We start from the raw sequence: 17,912 nt of genomic DNA, 5'->3' as shown, positions 1-17,912 counted from the left end.
CGGTGCGAGGTCCGCGGCCGGTGGCCGCGGAAAGACGGGGCCCGTGCGGGTGGCCCCGTCCGGATGAGCGCGAGTCTACCGAACGGTGGGCCCGTCCCCTCCGGCGGGGGCGGGCGGCGGGGTCAGTGGTGGTCCTCGCCCGTGAGCACCTGCAGCGCGGCGGCGGTGAAGACCCGCATGCCCACGCCGATGGCCCGCTCGTCCGGCGCGTAGTCCCCGCGGTGCAGATCGTAGATGGGGCCACCCGGGGACCGGGTGCCGAGGCGCAGCATGGAGCCGGGCACCTTCTGGGTCATCCAGGCGAAGTCCTCGCCGCCCATCGACTGCGGGGTCAGGACGATCGCCCGGGAGCCGAGTTCCCGCCGCGCCGCGGTCTCGATCAGCGCCGTCTCGCCCTCGGTGTTGTGCACCGGCGGGACGCCGCGCACGTGCTCGAGCTGCACGTGCACGCCGTACGGCGCGGCGACCTGTCGGACCACCTCGTCGAGCAGCGCGCCGGCCTCCTCCCACACGTCCGCGTCGAGGCAGCGCATGGTCCCGGCCAGGTAGCCGGTGTTGTCGATCGCGTTGGGCGCGCTGCCGGCGGCGATCTGCCCCCACACCACGGAGACGGCCGAGCGCACGTCGATCCGCCGGGAGAGCACGGCGGGCACGTTCACGGCGATCTGGGACAGGGCGAAGACCATGTCCTCGGTGAGGTGGGGCCGCGAGGTGTGCCCCCCGCGTCCGGTGAGGGTGATCCGGATGGTGTCCGCCGCCGAGGTGATGGCGCCGATGCGGGTGCCGATCGAGCCGACGTCGACCTGGGGGTCGCAGTGCGCCGCCAGGATGCGGGGCACGTCGTCGAGGATCCCCTGCCGCAGCACGGCCAGGGAGCCGCCGGGCAGCCGCTCCTCCGCGGGCTGGAAGATGACGCGGACCGTGCCGTGGACCCGCTCGCCGACCGCGCGCAGGTCGGGGTCGGCGGTGGCCCCGCGGAGGATGCGGCCGAGGGCGACGGCCACACCCGCCATGACGGCGGTGTGCATGTCGTGGCCGCACGCGTGCGCGACGCCGTCATTGACGGACACGTAGGGCAGGCCGGTCTCCTCCTCGACCGGCAGCGCGTCGATGTCCGCGCGCAGGGCCAGCACCACCGGCCCCTCCCCGACGTCCACGTAGGCGCCCGTGGACTCCATCCGCACGGGCGAGAGCCCGTAGCCGGAGAGCAGCTCCACGATGCGGTCGGTGGTGCGGTACTCCTCATAGGAGAGTTCGGGATGCCGGTGCAGGTCCCGGCGGAAGGACACGATCTCGTCCTCGAGCTCGGCCACCACGGGGCCCACCGAGGGGACGGAGGTCGGACGGGGCCCGGTCAGCACGGAGTCGGAGGTGGTCATGGCCCAGCACCCTACTCCGGGGGTGCCGGTCGGTGCGGACCGGACCCGGCCGGGGACGCGGTCAGAGGACCTCGTCCACGCCCTCGGCCTTGAGCGCCTCGACGGCCTTCTTGACCTCCTGCGCGTGCTCCGTGGTGGTGACCAGCAGCGCGTCCTCGGTGTCCACCACGACGACGTCCTCGATGCCGATCAGCGCGATGACGCGCTTCGTGTCCGTCACCACGACGCCGGACGCGTCGTCCGAGTACACCCGCGGGGTGTCGCCGATCACCGTGATGCCGGAGGCGTCCTTGACCGGGTTCAGGCGGGCGATCGCCGCGAAGTCCCCCACGTCGTCCCACGTGAAGGAGCCGGGGATCACGGCCACGTCGCCGACGGCGGCGGCGGGCTCGGCCACGGCGTAGTCGATGGCGGTCTTCGTCAGCTCGGGCCACACCCGGGCCATGACCTCGTCCCGCTCCGGCGTCTCCCACGCGCGGGCGATCTGCATCAGGCCGGCGTGCAGCGCGGGCTCGTTCTCCTCGAGGTGGGCCAGCATGAGGCCCACGGGCGCCACGAACATGCCCGCGTTCCAGAGGTAGCGGCCGGACTTCACGTACTGCTGGGCGACCTTCAGGTCCGGCTTCTCCACGAACGCGGCGACGTCATGCGCGTCCGGAGCGCCGGCCACGCGGAGGCGGCGGCCCCGGCGGATGTAGCCGAAGCCCGTGGCCGCGTGCGTGGGCTCGATGCCGATGGTCACGATCCGGCCGGTGGCCGCCGTCTCGACGGCCTGCCGCACCGCGTCCTGGAAGACCTCCACCGGGGAGATCACCTGATCCGCCGCGAACGAGCCCATGATCGTGTCCGGGTCACGCAGGGAGAGGATCGCCGCGGCCAGGCCGATGGCGGCCGCGGAGTCCTTGGGCGAGGGCTCGAGCACCAGATCCGTCTCCGCCAGATCCGGCAGCTGCATGCACACCGCCTCCCGGTGGGCCCCCCCGGTCACCACGAGCATGCCCGCGGCCAGGGGCGCCAGACGGTCCCACGTGGCACGGATCAGGGTCTGGCCCGAGCCGGTGAGGTCGTGGAGGAACTTCGGCGCGGCGGCCCGCGAGAGGGGCCACAGGCGGGTGCCCACGCCCCCGGCGGGGATCACGGCGTGGAAGCGGGACAGGGCCGTGCCCGGCGCGGCCTCGCGCGGGGCATCGGTCAGGTTCGGATCGGTGCTCACCGGGCCAGACTACGGAACCGTCCGGACGGGGGACCACTCGACGCGTCCCAGGCGGGGCACAGCCCAGACCGAACAGGACGGCGGCGGGGCGCCGCACGCGTCACAGTGGTCGCCCGGGTCCCGGTCGGGCACGGAGGCGCGGGAAGGGTCTACCCTAGGTGGAGGAATCCACTCGCACACGCCCCTGCCCGTCGTCGTCCCACGGCGGAGGACCGGGATCGTGCATTCCCCCTGGAGGTATCAACCGTGTCTAGCGCCACTGCGCAGGCCCCGGCCAAGAACGGCCGCGGAACCCTGTACCGGGGCCACGGCGGCATGTGGTCCTGGGTGGGCCACCGCGTCACCGGCGTCGTCATCTTCTTCTACCTGCTCGTCCACGTGCTGGACACGGCCCTGGTCCGGGTCTCCCCCGAGGCCTACAACGCCGTGATCGGCTCGTACAAGACGTGGTACTTCGCGCTCGGCGAGGCCGGCCTCGTCGCGGCGATCATCTTCCACGCCCTGAACGGCCTGCGCATCATCCTGGTCGACTTCTGGAAGGGCGGCACCCAGCACCACAAGACCCTGCTGTGGATCGTGCTGGGGCTGTGGGTCGTCCTGACCCTGGGCTTCGCCATCCGTCACTTCAGCCTCGCACTCGGAGGTCACTGAGCCATGAGCACCACCGCTGAGACCACCATCGCGGCGCCCCGCAGCCGCCGTCTGGACCCCAAGTACACGCGCGACGGCGGCGGCCGCGGCAACTTCGAGATGCTCGCCTGGCTGTTCATGCGCATCTCGGGCGTCTTCCTCGTCGTGCTGATCGCCGTGCACCTGACCACCAACCTGCTGGTGGGCGACGGCATCCACGCCATCGACTTCGGCTTCGTGGCCGGCAAGTGGGCGCACCCGCTGTGGCAGTTCTGGGACCTGGCCCTCCTGTGGCTGGCCATGCTGCACGGCGCCAACGGCGTGCGCACGATCATCAACGACTACACCCGTCGCGGCAGCGCCCGCTTCTGGCTGACGATGATCCTGTACATCGCCACGGCCGTGATCATCATCCTCGGCACCCTGGTGATCTTCACCTTCGATCCCTGCATGGTGGACGCCTCCGGCGCCCTGCTCGAGGGCTCCCCGGCCTTCTGCGGCTGACCTCGGAAACGCTCACCCTGCGGTGCGGCCGGCCCGAGCGGCCGCCGCGTCACAGACACCCAGAAAGAGAGACCTGAATGCAGGTGCACAAGTACGACGTGGTGATCGTCGGCGCCGGCGGCGCGGGCATGCGCGCGGCCATCGAGGCCGGTCAGCGCGCGCACACCGCCGTCCTCACCAAGATCTACCCCACGCGTTCCCACACCGGCGCGGCCCAGGGCGGCATGTGCGCGGCCCTCGCCAACGTCGAGGAGGACAACTGGGAGTGGCACACGTTCGACACCGTCAAGGGCGGCGACTACCTGGTGGACCAGGACGCCGCGGAGGTCATGGCTAAGGAGGCCATCGACGCGGTGCTGGACCTCGAGAAGATGGGCCTGCCCTTCAACCGCACCCCCGAGGGCAAGATCGACCAGCGCCGCTTCGGCGGCCACACCCGTGACCACGGCAAGGCGCCCGTGCGCCGCGCCTGCTACGCCGCGGACCGCACCGGCCACATGATCCTCCAGACGCTGTACCAGAACTGCGTCAAGCACAACGTGGAGTTCTTCAACGAGTTCTACGTGCTCGACCTGCTGCTGGTGGAGGAGGACGCCGTGCGCGAGGACGGCACCGCCTACAAGCAGAAGCGCACCGCCGGCGTCGTCTCCTACGAGCTGGCCACCGGCGAGATCCACGTCTTCCAGGCCAAGTCGGTCATCTTCGCCACCGGCGGCGCCGGCAAGGTGTACAAGACCACCTCGAACGCCCACACGCTCACCGGAGACGGCATGGCCATCGCCTACCGCGCGGGCCTGCCGCTGGAGGACATGGAGTTCGTGCAGTTCCACCCGACCGGCCTGGCCGGCCTGGGCATCCTGCTCTCCGAGGCCGCGCGCGGCGAGGGCGGCATCCTCCGCAACGCGGACGGCGAGCGCTTCATGGAGCGCTACGCCCCCACCATCAAGGACCTCGCCCCGCGCGACATCGTGGCCCGGTCCATGGCCGAGGAGGTCCGTCAGGGCCGCGGCGCCGGCCCCAACAAGGACTACGTGCTGCTCGACCTGACGCACCTGGAGCCCTCGCACATCGACGAGAAGCTCCCGGACATCACCGAGTTCGCCCGCACCTACCTGGGTGTCGAGCCCTACACGGAGCCGGTGCCGGTGTTCCCCACCTGCCACTACTTCATGGGCGGCATCCCCACGAATATCCAGGCCGAGGTCCTCCAGGACAACGACACCGTCGTGCCGGGCCTGTACGCCGCCGGCGAGGTGGCCTGCGTGTCCGTGCACGGGTCCAACCGCCTGGGCACCAACTCGCTGCTGGACATCAACGTGTTCGGCCGCCGCGCCGGCATCTACGCCGCCGAGTACGCCGCGCAGGCGGACTGGGTGGAGCTGCCCGAGGGCGGCGAGCTGCCGACCGTGGAGCACATCGAGAACCTGCGCTCCGCCACCGGGTCCGAGCGCGTCGCGGACATCCGCGCCGAGCTCCAGGAGTCCATGGACGCGGACATGCAGGTCTTCCGCGACGAGGACTCGATCCGCCGCGCACTGGCCAAGATCGAGGAGCTGCGCGGGCGCTACGAGAACGTGTCCGTCCAGGACAAGGGCCACCGCTTCAACCTCGACCTGCTCGAGGGCATGGAGCTGGGCTACCTCCTGGACATCGCCGAGGCCATGACCCTCGCGGCCCTGGGCCGCAAGGAGTCCCGCGGCGGGCACTACCGCGAGGACTACCCCGACCGCGACGACGAGAACTTCATGGCGCACACCATGATCTACCGTGACGAGACCGCGGAGATGGAGGGCGTCAAGGGCATCCGCTTCGAGACCAAGCCCGTCGTCGTGACCCGTTACCAGCCGATGGAGCGTAAGTACTGATGAGCCACTCAGCAACCGAGACCGAGGCCCCCGTGGCCCAGGCGCAGACCCAGTCCGCCGGTGGCGGCGCAGGCGAGGTCGAGAGCTTCGACATCGTGCTCAAGGTCCGCCGCTACCTCCCGGAGTCCTCCGAGGAGTCCTACTGGGACGAGTGGCGCCTGACCATGTACGGCACCGACCGCGTGCTGGACGCCCTGCACAAGGTCAAGTGGGACCACGACGGCACCCTGTCGTTCCGCCGCTCCTGCGCCCACGGCGTGTGCGGCTCCGACGCCATGCGCATCAACGGCCGCAACCGCCTGGCCTGCAAGACGCTCCTGAAGGACCTCGACCTGTCCAAGCCCATCCTGGTGGAGCCCATCAAGGGCCTGCCGGTGGAGAAGGACCTGATCGTGGACATGGACCCGTTCTTCCAGTCCTACCGCGAGATCATGCCGTTCCTGGTCGCCGAGGGCCACGCGCCCACCAAGGAGCGCTACCAGTCCCAGGCCGACCGGGCGATCTACGACGACACCACGAAGTGCATCCTGTGCGCCGCGTGCACCTCGTCCTGCCCGGTGTTCTGGACGGACGGCCAGTACTTCGGCCCGGCCGCCATCGTCAACGCGCACCGGTTCATCTTCGACTCGCGTGACGAGGCCGGCGACATGCGCCTGGAGATCCTGAACGACAAGGAGGGCGTGTGGCGCTGCCGCACGACCTTCAACTGCACCGACGCGTGCCCCCGCGGCATCCAGGTGACCAAGGCGATCTCCGAGGTGAAGCGGGCCATCCTGGCCCGCCAGTTCTGATCCCCCCGCACCACGACGGCGGCCCGTCTCCTCGCTCGAGGAGGCGGGTCGCCGTCGTCGTGCGTGGTACCCCTCCCGCCGAGGCCCGCAGACGCGCCGTCACCGGCCCGGCGTAGCGGCGTGTCTGCGGGCCTCGGCGTGGGGACGGGCGGGACCGGAGGCGGAGTCGGGGGCGGTCCGAGCTCAGACGTCGAAGGCGTCGCGCGTCTCCCGCCGGTGCGCCACACGCAGCCACACCGCGCTGGACACGAGCATCCCGACGACGGCACCCAGCACGACCGGCCCCCCTCCCCCGTCCTGCACCATCCGTCCACCGTCGACCATCCAGAAGGCCGCCGTGAGCATCCCCAGCACCACGAGCACGCTCCCCACGGGGCGCACGGCCCGGATGCGGCGGGTGATGCCGGCCAGGAGCACCAGGGTCAGGACGACCACCGCCGCGGCGGCCACCGGCCACGCCCCCGCCGGGGTGAGGAACGCGGCGACGTCGGCGTCGGTGACCTCGCTCGCGCCCCAGGAGCGCGCCTCCAGCACGGCGCGGGCGTAGCCGGGCGTCGACTGCAGCGCGAGCACGCCCCCCACGCCGGCCGCGCTCAGTGCGCCCGTGACGGCCGTGACGGTCTGGAACAGGCGCAGGGGACGCAGCGACGCGAGATCGGGGGCGGGGTCCGTGGTCTCGTGGGGATCGTCGTCGAGGGGGTGCATGCCCCCATCATGCCCGGCGGCGCAGGAAGGTCGTTGCGAGGCCCGGGTTGAAGGCGCACACGAGCCAGGCCGCGTTCACGAGCGCGAACAGCCCGCCCAGGACCAGGGGCAGCACCACGTCCCCGGCGGGGAAGACGAACAGGCGGATGGCCCCCAGCAGCGTCACGAAGATGGCGATCGAGGCGAACAGGGCACCCATGATGCGCGCCGTGTTGCTGTGCCGGGTCAGGCCGACGAGGACGATCGCGTAGACCGACAGACCCAGCAGGGTCGCGAACCAGACGCTGCCGGTGAGGGCGCCCTCGATCGCCTCGGCGGTCATCGCGGGCGACTGCGCGCTGCCCTCGGGCAGCGAGTCCGCGATGTCCTGGGCCGCGCCCGGGAGGAGGTTGCGCAGGATCGACGCGGCGTAGAGGACCGCGGACGCCACCGTCAGTCCGAGCAGCGCCCGGAACACGCCGGGGGTGCGGGCGTCGGGGCGGATCAGCGGGCGGGCGTCCGGGCCGGAGTGCCCGGCGATGCGCCGCCGCGCCTCATCCGGGCCCACCACGGGCCGCCCGCCGCCGTCCAGGTCGTCGGGGTGGGGGGACACGGGATGCGGGGGTCGATGATCGGAGGCCATGTCGTCATGGTCTCCGCTGGCCGACGCCGGGGCGAGGGCTGGCGACCCAGGACTCGCCGCCGGCGAACGGCGTCGGGGTCAGGCGCGGCGGCCCTGACGGGTGTAGGCCGCGACCTGCGGGTTGAAGGCCTTGACCAGCCACAGGATGTTCACGATCACCAGCGCCAGGCTGAGCACGGAGGCCAGCACGCCGCCGATGCCGGGGTAGGTCACGAAGGAGAAGATGCCGCCGACGGCGCTGAGGGTGCCCAGGATCCCGACGACGATGCCGAGGATGCGGGCCCAGTTCTTGGCCCCGCGGAGGTTGAAGTACACCAGGGCGTACAGGGCCACGCCGATGAGCAGGACGATGATCGTGCCCACCGTCACGGAGGCGCCCACGACAGGCGCGATCTCCTCCACCTGCTCGGGGGTGAGGCCGCTCTGGCGCAGGGAGTCCCGCATGCGTTCGATGCTCTCCTCGCCGCCGAACAGGGCCGGCAGGGAGGACAGCACGTACAGCGCGAGCGACGTGAGCGTCAGCGTCAGGAGCGCGGGGAACGCGGCCGGCTCCGGGACGATGCCGTACGGGCTGCCCGGCTGGGCGCCGTAGCCCGGGGCCGCGTAGGGCTGCGTGCCGTAGCGGGAGCCCGCGGCGGGCTGGCCCGGGTTCGGGTCCTGGTGCGGTCGATCGGTGGTCATGGAGTGTTCCTCGGTGTCGTGGGTGACGGTGATGGCGGTGACGGGCGCGGCGGCAGGATCACTCGTGCCGCAGTGCCTCGATGGGATCCTTCCGGGCCGCACGCAGGGCGGGCAAGGTGCCGGCGATGAACGCGATGGCCACGATCAGCAGCAGGATCAGCAGCAGGGCGAGGGGGTTGACCGCGAACAGGACCAGGCCGGTGACGCCGCTGAGGGGGCCGGTGGTCAGCACCTGGTTCGCGATGAGTCCGACGGCGACGCCCAGGCCGATGCCGATCAGCGAGCCGAGCAGGCCGATCACGACGGCCTCCATGGTGAACAGGCCGAAGATCTTCCCGCCGGTCATGCCGAGGGCCTTCATGAGGCCGATCTCCCGGGTGCGCTCCTGCACCGCCATGAGCAGGGTGTTGATGATGCCGAAGCTGGCGGCGAGCAGTGCGATGAGTGCGAAGCCGGTGAGCACCCACGTGACGGCGTCGATGATGCCGCGGATCACGCCGAGCTGCTCCTCGAGGGTCTGCGCCAGCAGGCCCTGGTCGGCCAGCGCCTGCTTCACGGCGTCCTCGTTGGCCTCCGGATCCTCCACGATCGCCGTGGCCTGGAAGTAGGTGTCCCGCTGGGACTCCGGCAGGCCCTCCGTCGTGATGTCGTAGATCGCCTGCTCGAGCGACTCCGACGGCGTCGGGGCGGTGCCCGCACCGGACGCGGCCGCCTTCGTCACACCGACCACGGTGGCCTTTACGGACTTCTGCTCCTGCAGCGGGGTCGCCGCCACGACGGTCAGCTCCGTGCCGATCAGGTCCTCGGCGTCGCTGGCGCCCAGGTCCTCCACCCACGACTCGGGCATGACGATCTCCGCGGCGCCGGCCTCGGGGGCACGGCCGGCGGAGAAGGTGAGCATGTCGATCTCACCGGAGCTGCCCATGAAGCCGGTCTGCCACTTGCGGTCGTCCGGGCCCTGGATGTACTCCGGCTCGGCCACCCGATAGGTCTTCACCTCGGTGACGTGCTCGGTGTCCTCGATCGCGGCGAGGTCCTCCTGGGTGAGCAGTGGCATGCCGAACATCTCGCCGCCGGCGGCGTCCTGCTCCGTGTACTCCTGGGGCGAGCCGCTCGCCGGACCGGCCGAGGACATGTCCTGCTGCTTCATCACGGTCAGCTCGCCGGGCTTGCCGAAGCCCTCGACCACGTTGTCCACGTACTTGTTGATTCCCGCGCCGAGCCCCGTGGTGAGGGTCAGCGTGAATGCGCCGATCACGATCGCGACGACGGTGAGGAAGGTGCGCAGCTTGGAGCGCATCGTGTTGGCGAGCGCCGTGCCCGCGACGTCGGTGGCCTTCATGCCCGTGCTCCGTCCTGCTCGGTGCCGATGCGCTCGTCGGCGATGACCACGCCGTCCTGCAGCTCGACGCGACGGTCGCACTTCGCGGCCAGGTCGTCGTCGTGCGTGACCACCACGAGGGTGATGCCGTCGTCGCGGTGCAGGCCGAAGAGGATGTCCTCCACGGCCGCCGAGGTGGCGGAGTCCAGGTTGCCCGTGGGCTCGTCCGCGAACAGCACCGTCGGGTTGTTCACGAGCGCGCGGGCGATGCACACGCGCTGCTTCTGGCCGCCGGAGAGGTCCGTGGCCTTGTTCTTCGCCTTGTCCGCGAGCTCGAGCCGCTCGAGCACCGCCATGCCGCGGCGGGTGCGCTGGGCCCGGCCCACGCCGGCGATCTTCAGCGGCAGCACGGTGTTCTCCAGGACCGTCTGGTTCGGGTTCAGGAAGAACTGCTGGAACACGAAGCCGAACCGCTCGTTGCGCAGCTGGGAGATCTCCGCGGCCTTGAGCTGGGAGACGGGACGGCCGTCCATCGCGACGACGCCGGCGGAGGGCTGGTCCAGCAGCGCCAGCAGGTGCATCAGGGTGGACTTGCCGGAGCCGGACTTGCCGACGACGGCCAGGGACTCGCCGCGCTGGATCTGCAGGGTGATGCCCTTCAGCGCGTCGAAGCGGGACGCCCCGCGGCCGTAGACCTTGACGAGGTTCTCCGTCTCCAGGACAGGTTCGGCGCCGGGTGGGACCTCGGCGACGGCGGGGATGGGGACCGCGGTGGACATGGCTCCGGCACTCCTCTGTCGGTGGGGCTCGCCCCCGCTGCGGCAGGAGCGGAGGCAGTGCCTCCATCCTGACAGCCACGCACGTGCCGCCGCCTCCGCCTCGAGTCGGAGAAACACGACGGCCCGCGTCCCCCGCAGGTCGGGGGCGCGGGCCGTCGTCGGGGGGCCGCGGGGCCGGTGCGGCCCGGCTCAGCGCAGCGGCGGCAGGAAGCCGACCTTGGCGTAGACGTCCTCGAGCACGGGGGTGGCCACGGCGCGGGCCTTCTCGGCTCCGGAGGCGAGGATGCGGTCCAGCTCGGCGGGGTCGTCCAGCAGCGCGAGGGCGCGCTCGCGCACGGGGGCCAGGCGCTCGACGACGGCGTCCGCCACCGCGACCTTGAGGTGCCCGTACATCTTGCCGACGAACTCCTCCTCGAGCTGCGGGATCGGCGTGCCGGACACCGCGGAGAGGATGGTCAGCAGGTTGGAGACGCCGGGCTTGAGCTCACGGTCGAAGCGCACCTCGGTGCCGTCGTCGGTGACCGCGGACTTGATCTTCTTGGCGGTCTTCTTCGGCTCCTCGAGGATGTTGATGAGCCCGTTCGGGGACGCCGCGGACTTGGACATCTTCGACGTGGGGTCCTGCAGGTCGTAGATGCGCGCGCCGGTCTCCGGGTAGAAGCCGGTCGGGACCACGAACGTCTCGCCGTAGCGGTGGTTGAAGCGCTGGGCGAGGTCGCGGGTGAGCTCCACGTGCTGGCGCTGGTCGTCGCCCACGGGCACGCCATGCGGCTGGTAGAGCAGGATGTCCGCGGCCATGAGCATGGGGTACGCGAGCAGGCCGACCCCGGCCGCGTCCGCGCCCTGCTTGGCGGACTTGTCCTTGAACTGGGTCATGCGCATGGCCTCGCCCATGCCGGTCATGCAGGTCAGCACCCACGCCAACTGCGCGTGCTCGGGCACCTGGGACTGGACGAACAGCGTGGAGCGCTCGGGGTCGATGCCGCCGGCGATGAACTGCGCGGCGGCCACCCGCGTGCGCTCCGCGAGCGCGGCCGGGTCCTGCGGCACGGTGATGGCGTGCAGGTCGGGGATGAAGAAGAACGCCTCGAAGTCGGCCTGGGTGCGCTCCCAGTTCACGAGGGCGCCGAGGTAGTTGCCCAGGTGGAGGGAGTCCGCCGAGGGCTGCATGCCGGAGAGCACGCGGTGCCGGGCGGACGCGCCGGCCAGGTGGGCGGTGGCGGCGGCGTCCTGGGCCAGGACGTCCTGCACGGAGTTCTTCTTCATGGTCATCTCAGCCTCGGGTCTCTCCTGCACGGTCAGAACTGGTAGTCGACCACGAGGGGGGCGTGGTCGGAGAAGCGGGTGCCCCAGCTCGGGGCGCGGTCCACGACGGCGGCCGTCGCCCGCTCGGCCAGGCCCGCGGTCGCCATGTGGTAGTCGATGCGCCACCCGGCGTCGTTGTCGAAGGCCTTGCCGCGCATGGACCACCACGTGTACGGGCCCGGCACCGGCCCGGCGAGGGCGCGGTGCACGTCCGTGAAGCCGAGCTCGCCGAAGAACCGGTCGAAGTAGGCGCGCTCCTCGGGCAGGAAGCCGGCCTTCTTCACGTTGCCCTTCCAGTTCTTGATGTCCAGCTCGGTGTGGCCCACGTTGAGGTCGCCCGTGACGAGGGCATGCCCCTCCCCCGCGGCCAGCTCGGAGAGGCGGCGGGCCATCTCGTCGAGGAACCGGTACTTGTCCACCTGCTTCGGGGTGTCGACCTCGCCCGAGTGCACGTACGCGGAGACCACGGTCAGCGGCGAGCCGTCCGGCAGGCGCAGGTCGGCCTCGATCCAGCGGCCGGCGTCGTCGAAGTACCCGTCGGCGTCGGCGATGCCCGTGCGGACCTCGCCGAGCGGGAACCGCGAGGCGATCGCGACGCCGGCCCGCCCCTTGGCGGCGGCCACGGCGTCCGCCAGGTGCACCTCGTCCCAGTCCTCGCCCACGATCTCGCGGACCAGCTGCGCCGTGACGTCCGCGGGGGCGCGCACCTCCTGGAGGGTGAGCACGTCCACGCCGCGGCCGGCGAACCACTCCCGCATGCCCTTGCGGTGCGAGGCGCGGATGCCGTTGACGTTCACGGTGGCCACGCGCACGGCGCCGTCGGCCTTGGGCGCCCCGGCGTGGGCGTGCACCACGGGCTCGCCCTCGGCGGGCTCGGGGTACTTCCCGGTGACGGGGTCCTTCTCGGGCAGCGCCGTCATCAGCCGATCACCGTCCCGCTCACCGGGCCCTCGGCGCCGCCGGTCCGGGACTCCTTGATCATGTCGCGGGCGTTGGAGGCCGTGATGTCGATGGTCTCCAGGGCACGGTCCACCATCTCGCGGTCCATGCCCTCGCCCGCGGCGAGCTGCTCGCGCACCACGCGCACCTGCACCTGGGCGATCTTGAACGAGTGGTCCAGCTTGGTGTCCCGCAGGGGGTCCGCGGCCGGCGCCGGCGGGGCCACCGCGGGGGCGGCGGCGTCGGCGTCGCGGCCGCGCAGGGCGGCGACGTCGGCGCGGGCGTTCTGCATGGCGGTGTCCACCTTGCGGCCCGCGGCCTGGACGCCGCGGCGCATCTGCAGGTACACGACCACCGCGAACACGAGCCAGCCGGCGGCGAGGGCGACCACGAGCCACCCGATCACGTCGTTCTGGTTCGCGGCGAAGATGATCGCCACGATCAGGATGACGATCATCGCGACGAAGCCGAGCGATCCCACGCGCAGGCCGGCGCGGGGGCCGCGGCGCGCGCCGTCGGGACCGGGGGTCAGGGACTGGGACATGGGTGCTCCTCCGGAGGGGCTCGTGGGGTCTGCCCTCCATCATCCCGCATCGCGGGGTGCGCTCCGAATCGGGCGGCCCGCGTCGGCGCCTATCCTGAGGCGATGACCCCCGCGCTCGTGGCGTCCAGGCCCGACTCGATGGCCGGCAGCGCCGCATCCTCACCGCACTGCTCATGCCGCTCTTCCTCGCGCTGATGAGCGTGTCCGTGGTGAACGTGGCGCTGCCGGCCATCGAGTCGGGCCTGGACGCCACGAGCGCGGATCTGCAGTGGGTGCTGGCGGGGTACACGCTGACGTTCGGCACCGTGCTCGTGGCCGCGGGCCGCGCCGGCGACCTGTGGGGCCGCAAGAGCCTGTTCCTGGCGGGCATCACGCTGTACATGCTCGGCTCCCTGCTCTCCGGCCTGGCCGGGGACACCCTGCTGCTCAATGCCGGGCGCCTGCTCACGGGCCTGGGCGCGGGCGTGTTCAACCCCCAGGTCATCGGGTTCATCCAGTCGAACTTCCACGGCCGCGCCCGCGGGCGGGCCTACGGGCTCTTCGGCACCGTGGTGGGCCTCGGCGTGGCCGTGGGGCCCCTGCTCGGCGGGCTGTTCCTCGGCGCGTTCGGCCCCGAGTGGGGCTGGCGCTCCACGTTCCTCATGAACGTGCCCGTGGGCCTGGCCGCCGTCGCGATGGGCGCCCTCTGGCTGCCGCCGCCCACCCGCGTGCACGGCCTGCCCGCCGCCCCCGGCCCGCGCGGGATCGCGGCGCTCGACCCGGTGGGCGCCCTGCTGCTCGGCGCCGGCGGGGTGAGCCTCATGGTGCCGTTCATCGTCCCGGGCACCGCCTGGCTGCTGGTGCTCGCCGCCGCGCTCGTGACGGCGTGGTGGCTGTGGGAGAAGCGTGTGAAGGCCCGGGCGTCGGCCACCGGCGTGCAGCCCATGGTGGACCCGGCCCTGTTCCGGCGGCCGTCCTTCACGATCGGCGCGCTCGAGTCCACCGTCTACCTGGCCACCATGCCGGCGGTGTTCGCGATCGTGGCGATCTTCCTGCAGCGCGGCATGGGGTTCACGCCGCTCGAGGCCGGCCTCGTGGGCCTGCCCGGCGCCGTCGTCGTGGCCTCCCTGTCCCCGTGGGTGGGCTCGATGGTGCAGCGGCGCGGGCCCGTGCTCGTGCTGCTCGGCGCTCTGGTGGGCCTCGTGTCGCTGGGGGTGCTCGCGCTCGCGTTCGAGCGCAGCGCGGCCGGCGCGTGGTCGCCGTGGATCGTGGGGGTGGGGCTGATCGTGCAGTCGGCCTCGCAGGCGCTGCTGCTCACCAGCACGCAGGTGCTGATGATGGACGACGTCGCCGGCCACGAGGCGGGGGCGGCCGGCGGCGTCGCCCAGACGGCGCAGCGCCTCGGCACCGCCCTGGGCCTGTCCGTGGTGACGGGCGCGTTCTTCGCGGCCCTGGCCGGCGCCGCAGCCGAGAGCGCCGGGCCGCCGTCGGCCGCGGCGTACGCGCACGCGGCCTCGACCGCCATGGGCATGGTGGCCGTGTGCTGGGCGCTCACCGCCGCGGTCGCGGCCCTGGACGTGGTCCGGCGGCGCCGCGCGGCGCGCGCGGCCTGACCGGCCCGCGGGGCCTCAGCGCAGGAACAGCGCGCCGAGCCGGCGGGCGGCCAGCCACACCCCGACGCCGGCCATCACCACGAAGTAGAGGACGTGGCCGGCGGTCGCCCAGCTCAGCACGCCCACCGCGAGCGCGCGCATCAGCTCCACGGCGTGCCACAGCGGGAACACGCGGATCACCCACTGGATCGGCTCCGGGTAGACCGCGAGCGGGAAGAACGTGGCCGAGAACAGGAACATGGGCATCAGCACGATCTGGACCCAGTCCATGTGCTGGAACGTCTTCATCCAGCTCGTCACCGCCATGCCGAGGGAGGCGAAGCCCAGCGCCACGAGCAGGGCGCCGGGGATCATGAGCAGCGCCGTCCAGGAGGTGACGAGCCCGGCCGCGGTCATGACGATCAGGAAGCCGACCGCGTAGATCAGCCCGCGCAGCAGCGCCATCGCGATCTCCCCGAGTGCCACGTCCAGCGGGCCCAGCCGCGTGGAGAGCATGGTCTGGTACGTCTTCGCGTAGCGCAGCTTGAAGAACACGTTCCACGTGGAGTCGTAGATGGCGCCGTTCATCGCCGAGACCGCCAGCAGCGCGGGGGCGAGGTACATGCCGTACGGGACGGGGGTGCCGTCCGGGCCGGCCACGTCGCCGACCAGCGCACCGAGACCCAGCCCCATGGAGGCCAGGTAGAGCACGGGCTCGAAGAACCCGGAGAAGAACACCACCCAGTTGTTGGACTTCAGGGACAGGAACGCCCGCTCCATCACCGCGCGCACGTTGCCCGAGTACGCGCCGGCCAGCGGGCCGCGGCGCACGGGGATCTCGGGCATGGGCGGCACGGCGACGGCGTGTTCCCGCACCACCGACGACGGCGCGGCCGGGTCCGCCTGCGCGGTGGCGGGTGCGACGTCGGCGCGGGCGGCCCCGGTGCGCGCGGCACGGCGGCCCAGGCGCGGGGCACGGCGGCCCAGGCGCGGGGCACGGTCGCGACGGGCGGCCGTGACGGCGTCGCGGTCCGGGGTGCCGCGGACCCAGCCGAGGCGGCGCGTGTAGATCCGCACCGCGAGCCAGGCCCCGCCGAGCGCGAGAGCCAGCAGGAACGCCACGTGCACCACGGTGAGCCAGGCCGGCTCGACCATCCGGTAGGAGAGCACGCGGCCGAGCTGGGCGGCGTGCCACTGCGGGGAGAGCCAGCCGATCCAGCGCAGCCACACCGGCAGCGCCTCGAGCGGGTAGAAGGTGGCGGAGAACAGGAACAGGGGCATGACCACGAGCCGCTGCAGGGTGGCGAACTGGCCCTTGTCCTCCTTCAGGGAGGCCGCGAACGCCATGATCGGCGCGCCGACGGCGAGCCCGCCGAGCGTGGCGGTGAGGACCTGCACCCACGCCCACGGGCTCGAGACCACGCCGAACGCCAGCATCACCAGCAGGAACACGGCGGCCTGGAACACGAACCGCAGGCTCACGGCCGCGAGGTGGCCCAGGGCGATCTGCGCCGGAGACAGCGGAGTGGCCTGCGCCGCGTAGTACGTGCGCTGCCACTGGAACCCGCCCATCACCGGGTAGGAGAACTCGACGGACGCGGTCATCAGCGCGCCCGAGGCCAGCAGCGCCGGGGCGATGAACGCGACGTAGGAGACCCCGCCCAGGGCGTCCTGCGGCATCCCCCCGCCCATGAGCTGGGCCAGGCCCAGGCCCATGGCCAGCAGGTAGAGCACGGGCTCGCCGAGGGCGCCGACGATCAGCACCGCGCCGTAGCGGCGCATGTTCCGCAGCTGGTGCTCGGCGTAGAGCAGGACGCCGCGGCGCCTCACGCGCTCCGCGGACGCCGCCGCGGTGACCGGCGGGCGCAGCGGCTGGGCGGGCGAGGCGGGGCCGGGGGCCGTCGTCGTGGTGGGGGCCGTGGGCGGCGAAGAACGCCCTCGCCCGGCAGTAGAAGCTCACGGTCGTGGCCGCCCGCTCGTCCTCCAACGCCTCGGTGTACGCCAGGCGGGTGAACCCGTCGATCGCCGAGTGCAGATAGGTGTACCCGACCCGCCGGCCTGCACCACGCTTGGAAGCACGGCCTGCTTCACTTTCACGTCCGTGAGCACGCCAGCCGCCCCCGTCAGGGATCTTCCCGATCTTCTTCACGTCCAGGTGCACCATGTGCCCCGGGCCGCGGGCGGTGATCTTCTGCGGTCGTTGGCGCAGGTCCTCACCCGTGGGCGCGAGGTCTGGCAACCGGGAGATGCCCAGTCGGTGCAGCCACCTGCCCACAGTGCGCAGGCACAGCTGGTGGCCTTCAGAGACGAGGTGGTGATGGACGAGCTGGGCAGGTGAACGGCGCGGACGGCTGGGCCGGTCGAGCAGCCCGGCCTCGCCCTCGGCGCGGTAGCGGGCCACCCAGGTGGCCACCGTGGGCCGGCTCACCCGGAACTCGGCGGCCACGTGGGACTGCGGGATCCCGTCGTGCAGGTGGCGGTGGACCATCCTGAGACGGCCGGTCGGGGTCAGGGGTGCGTTAGCGTGAGTCATGAGCGGGTCTCTTCTGGCAGGTGGGTTGTTGAGGAACTTCCATCCTGCGGGAGAGGCCCGCTCGTCTCATCTCAGCCCGTACCCCGTGGCAAGAACCTCATGACCCACAACACCTAGGGCATGTCTGACAATCGTTTGGACCATGCGATCACAGCATTCAGGACCACAGCGGACCGGTAGACGATCGCGTACTTGTCATACCGGGTCGCCAGNGGTCGTTGGCGCAGGTCCTCACCCGTGGGCGCGAGGTCTGGCAACCGGGAGATGCCCAGTCGGTGCAGCCACCTGCCCACAGTGCGCAGGCACAGCTGGTGGCCTTCAGAGACGAGGTGGTGATGGATGCGGCGGGCTGACCACTTCTCCCTGCGACGCAGGGTCTGGATCTGGGCCACCACCTCGGGGTCGAGCTGGGCAGGTGAACGGCGCGGACGGCTGGGCCGGTCGAGCAGCCCGGCCTCGCCCTCGGCGCGGTAGCGGGCCACCCAGGTGGCCACCGTGGGCCGGCTCACCCGGAACTCGGCGGCCACGTG

General features: G+C 72.0%; 17 protein-coding genes and 2 pseudogenes. 5 read left to right on the top strand and 14 right to left on the bottom strand.

Annotated elements, in window-relative coordinates; all coding sequences use genetic code 11:
* Positions 1 to 122: 122 nt before the first annotated feature.
* Together CITRIK5_RS00850 and CITRIK5_RS00845 are read right to left on the bottom strand one after the other, a co-directional pair.
* Positions 123 to 1,379 carry an amidohydrolase gene (locus tag CITRIK5_RS00850; RefSeq protein ID WP_036314553.1) on the bottom strand — a complete coding sequence of 419 codons (1,257 nt, stop codon included), beginning with the start codon at positions 1,377 to 1,379 and terminating at the stop codon, positions 123 to 125.
* 61 nt (positions 1,380 to 1,440) lie between these two features.
* The gene (locus tag CITRIK5_RS00845; protein WP_095353407.1) at positions 1,441 to 2,592 is read right to left on the bottom strand and encodes a mannose-1-phosphate guanylyltransferase; all 1,152 of its coding nucleotides are present in this window, start codon (positions 2,590 to 2,592) and stop codon (positions 1,441 to 1,443) included.
* 246 nt (positions 2,593 to 2,838) lie between these two features.
* Between CITRIK5_RS00845 and sdhC the strand changes: the two genes are divergently transcribed.
* The 4 genes from sdhC to CITRIK5_RS00825 all read left to right on the top strand — a co-directional run bounded on the left by sdhC (position 2,839) and on the right by CITRIK5_RS00825 (position 6,382).
* The gene (sdhC, locus tag CITRIK5_RS00840; RefSeq protein ID WP_078025777.1) at positions 2,839 to 3,243 is read left to right on the top strand and encodes a succinate dehydrogenase, cytochrome b556 subunit; all 405 of its coding nucleotides are present in this window, start codon (positions 2,839 to 2,841) and stop codon (positions 3,241 to 3,243) included.
* Between the two features lie 3 nt (positions 3,244 to 3,246).
* Entirely contained in the window at positions 3,247 to 3,726 is a 480-nt protein-coding gene (locus tag CITRIK5_RS00835) for a succinate dehydrogenase hydrophobic membrane anchor subunit (RefSeq protein ID WP_036314556.1), read from the top strand.
* 77 nt (positions 3,727 to 3,803) lie between these two features.
* A complete protein-coding gene (gene sdhA, locus CITRIK5_RS00830; protein WP_078025778.1) occupies positions 3,804 to 5,591 on the top strand; it encodes a succinate dehydrogenase flavoprotein subunit in 1,788 nt (595 codons plus the stop codon).
* Positions 5,591 to 6,382, top strand: coding sequence for a succinate dehydrogenase iron-sulfur subunit (locus CITRIK5_RS00825; RefSeq protein WP_010079347.1), 792 nt, complete (start codon positions 5,591 to 5,593; stop codon positions 6,380 to 6,382). Before sdhA ends, CITRIK5_RS00825 begins: the two co-directional genes overlap by 1 nt.
* Before the next feature lie 183 nt (positions 6,383 to 6,565).
* Here CITRIK5_RS00825 and CITRIK5_RS00820 read toward each other — a convergent pair whose 3' ends face one another.
* From CITRIK5_RS00820 to CITRIK5_RS00785, 8 genes are all read right to left on the bottom strand, one after another.
* Positions 6,566 to 7,087, bottom strand: a complete 522-nt coding sequence (locus tag CITRIK5_RS00820) for a hypothetical protein (RefSeq protein WP_044659647.1) — start codon at positions 7,085 to 7,087, stop codon at positions 6,566 to 6,568.
* Between the two features lie 7 nt (positions 7,088 to 7,094).
* A complete protein-coding gene (locus CITRIK5_RS00815; RefSeq protein ID WP_095353406.1) occupies positions 7,095 to 7,679 on the bottom strand; it encodes a hypothetical protein in 585 nt (194 codons plus the stop codon).
* A gap of 108 nt (positions 7,680 to 7,787) precedes the next feature.
* The gene (locus tag CITRIK5_RS00810) at positions 7,788 to 8,390 is read right to left on the bottom strand and encodes a hypothetical protein (protein WP_095353405.1); all 603 of its coding nucleotides are present in this window, start codon (positions 8,388 to 8,390) and stop codon (positions 7,788 to 7,790) included.
* A 58-nt stretch (positions 8,391 to 8,448) separates the two neighbouring features.
* The gene (locus tag CITRIK5_RS00805; RefSeq protein ID WP_095353404.1) at positions 8,449 to 9,732 is read right to left on the bottom strand and encodes an ABC transporter permease; all 1,284 of its coding nucleotides are present in this window, start codon (positions 9,730 to 9,732) and stop codon (positions 8,449 to 8,451) included.
* A complete protein-coding gene (locus CITRIK5_RS00800) occupies positions 9,729 to 10,490 on the bottom strand; it encodes an ABC transporter ATP-binding protein (protein WP_095353403.1) in 762 nt (253 codons plus the stop codon). The genes CITRIK5_RS00805 and CITRIK5_RS00800 overlap by 4 nt, the downstream gene beginning before the upstream one ends.
* 189 nt (positions 10,491 to 10,679) lie before the next feature.
* Complete coding sequence (trpS, locus tag CITRIK5_RS00795; protein ID WP_095353402.1) at positions 10,680 to 11,762, bottom strand: tryptophan--tRNA ligase; 1,083 nt, start codon at positions 11,760 to 11,762, stop codon at positions 10,680 to 10,682.
* Between the two features lie 26 nt (positions 11,763 to 11,788).
* On the bottom strand, positions 11,789 to 12,715 hold the full coding sequence (locus tag CITRIK5_RS00790; protein ID WP_095353401.1) for an exodeoxyribonuclease III: 927 nt from the start codon (positions 12,713 to 12,715) through the stop codon (positions 11,789 to 11,791).
* A complete protein-coding gene (locus tag CITRIK5_RS00785; RefSeq protein WP_158183528.1) occupies positions 12,715 to 13,278 on the bottom strand; it encodes a hypothetical protein in 564 nt (187 codons plus the stop codon). The genes CITRIK5_RS00790 and CITRIK5_RS00785 overlap by 1 nt, the downstream gene beginning before the upstream one ends.
* 173 nt (positions 13,279 to 13,451) lie before the next feature.
* On the opposite strand from CITRIK5_RS00785, the gene CITRIK5_RS00780 reads away from it, so the two are divergent.
* A complete protein-coding gene (locus tag CITRIK5_RS00780; protein WP_159832869.1) occupies positions 13,452 to 14,870 on the top strand; it encodes an MFS transporter in 1,419 nt (472 codons plus the stop codon).
* Positions 14,871 to 14,885: 15 nt separating this feature from the next.
* Here the strand turns inward: CITRIK5_RS00780 and CITRIK5_RS12385 are convergent, their stop codons facing one another.
* The 4 genes and pseudogenes from CITRIK5_RS12385 to CITRIK5_RS00760 form a co-directional block, all read right to left on the bottom strand.
* A complete protein-coding gene (locus tag CITRIK5_RS12385; protein ID WP_370462555.1) occupies positions 14,886 to 16,679 on the bottom strand; it encodes an ABC transporter permease in 1,794 nt (597 codons plus the stop codon).
* 85 nt (positions 16,680 to 16,764) lie between these two features.
* Positions 16,765 to 17,382: pseudogene (locus CITRIK5_RS00770) on the bottom strand (leucine zipper domain-containing protein); the annotation flags it as partial.
* A 113-nt stretch (positions 17,383 to 17,495) separates the two neighbouring features.
* A pseudogene (locus CITRIK5_RS00765) lies at positions 17,496 to 17,594 on the bottom strand (IS5/IS1182 family transposase); the annotation flags it as partial.
* Position 17,595: 1 nt separating this feature from the next.
* A partial coding sequence (locus CITRIK5_RS00760; RefSeq protein WP_159833681.1) for a helix-turn-helix domain-containing protein occupies positions 17,596 to 17,912 on the bottom strand: 317 nt, incomplete at both ends.

It is taken from the genome of Micrococcus sp. 116, from assembly GCF_902506395.1.
Lineage (GTDB): Bacteria > Actinomycetota > Actinomycetes > Actinomycetales > Micrococcaceae > Micrococcus > Micrococcus luteus.
The sequence above is the reverse complement of the archived record's forward strand: the minus strand, read 5'-3'. Positions and strand labels throughout refer to the sequence as shown.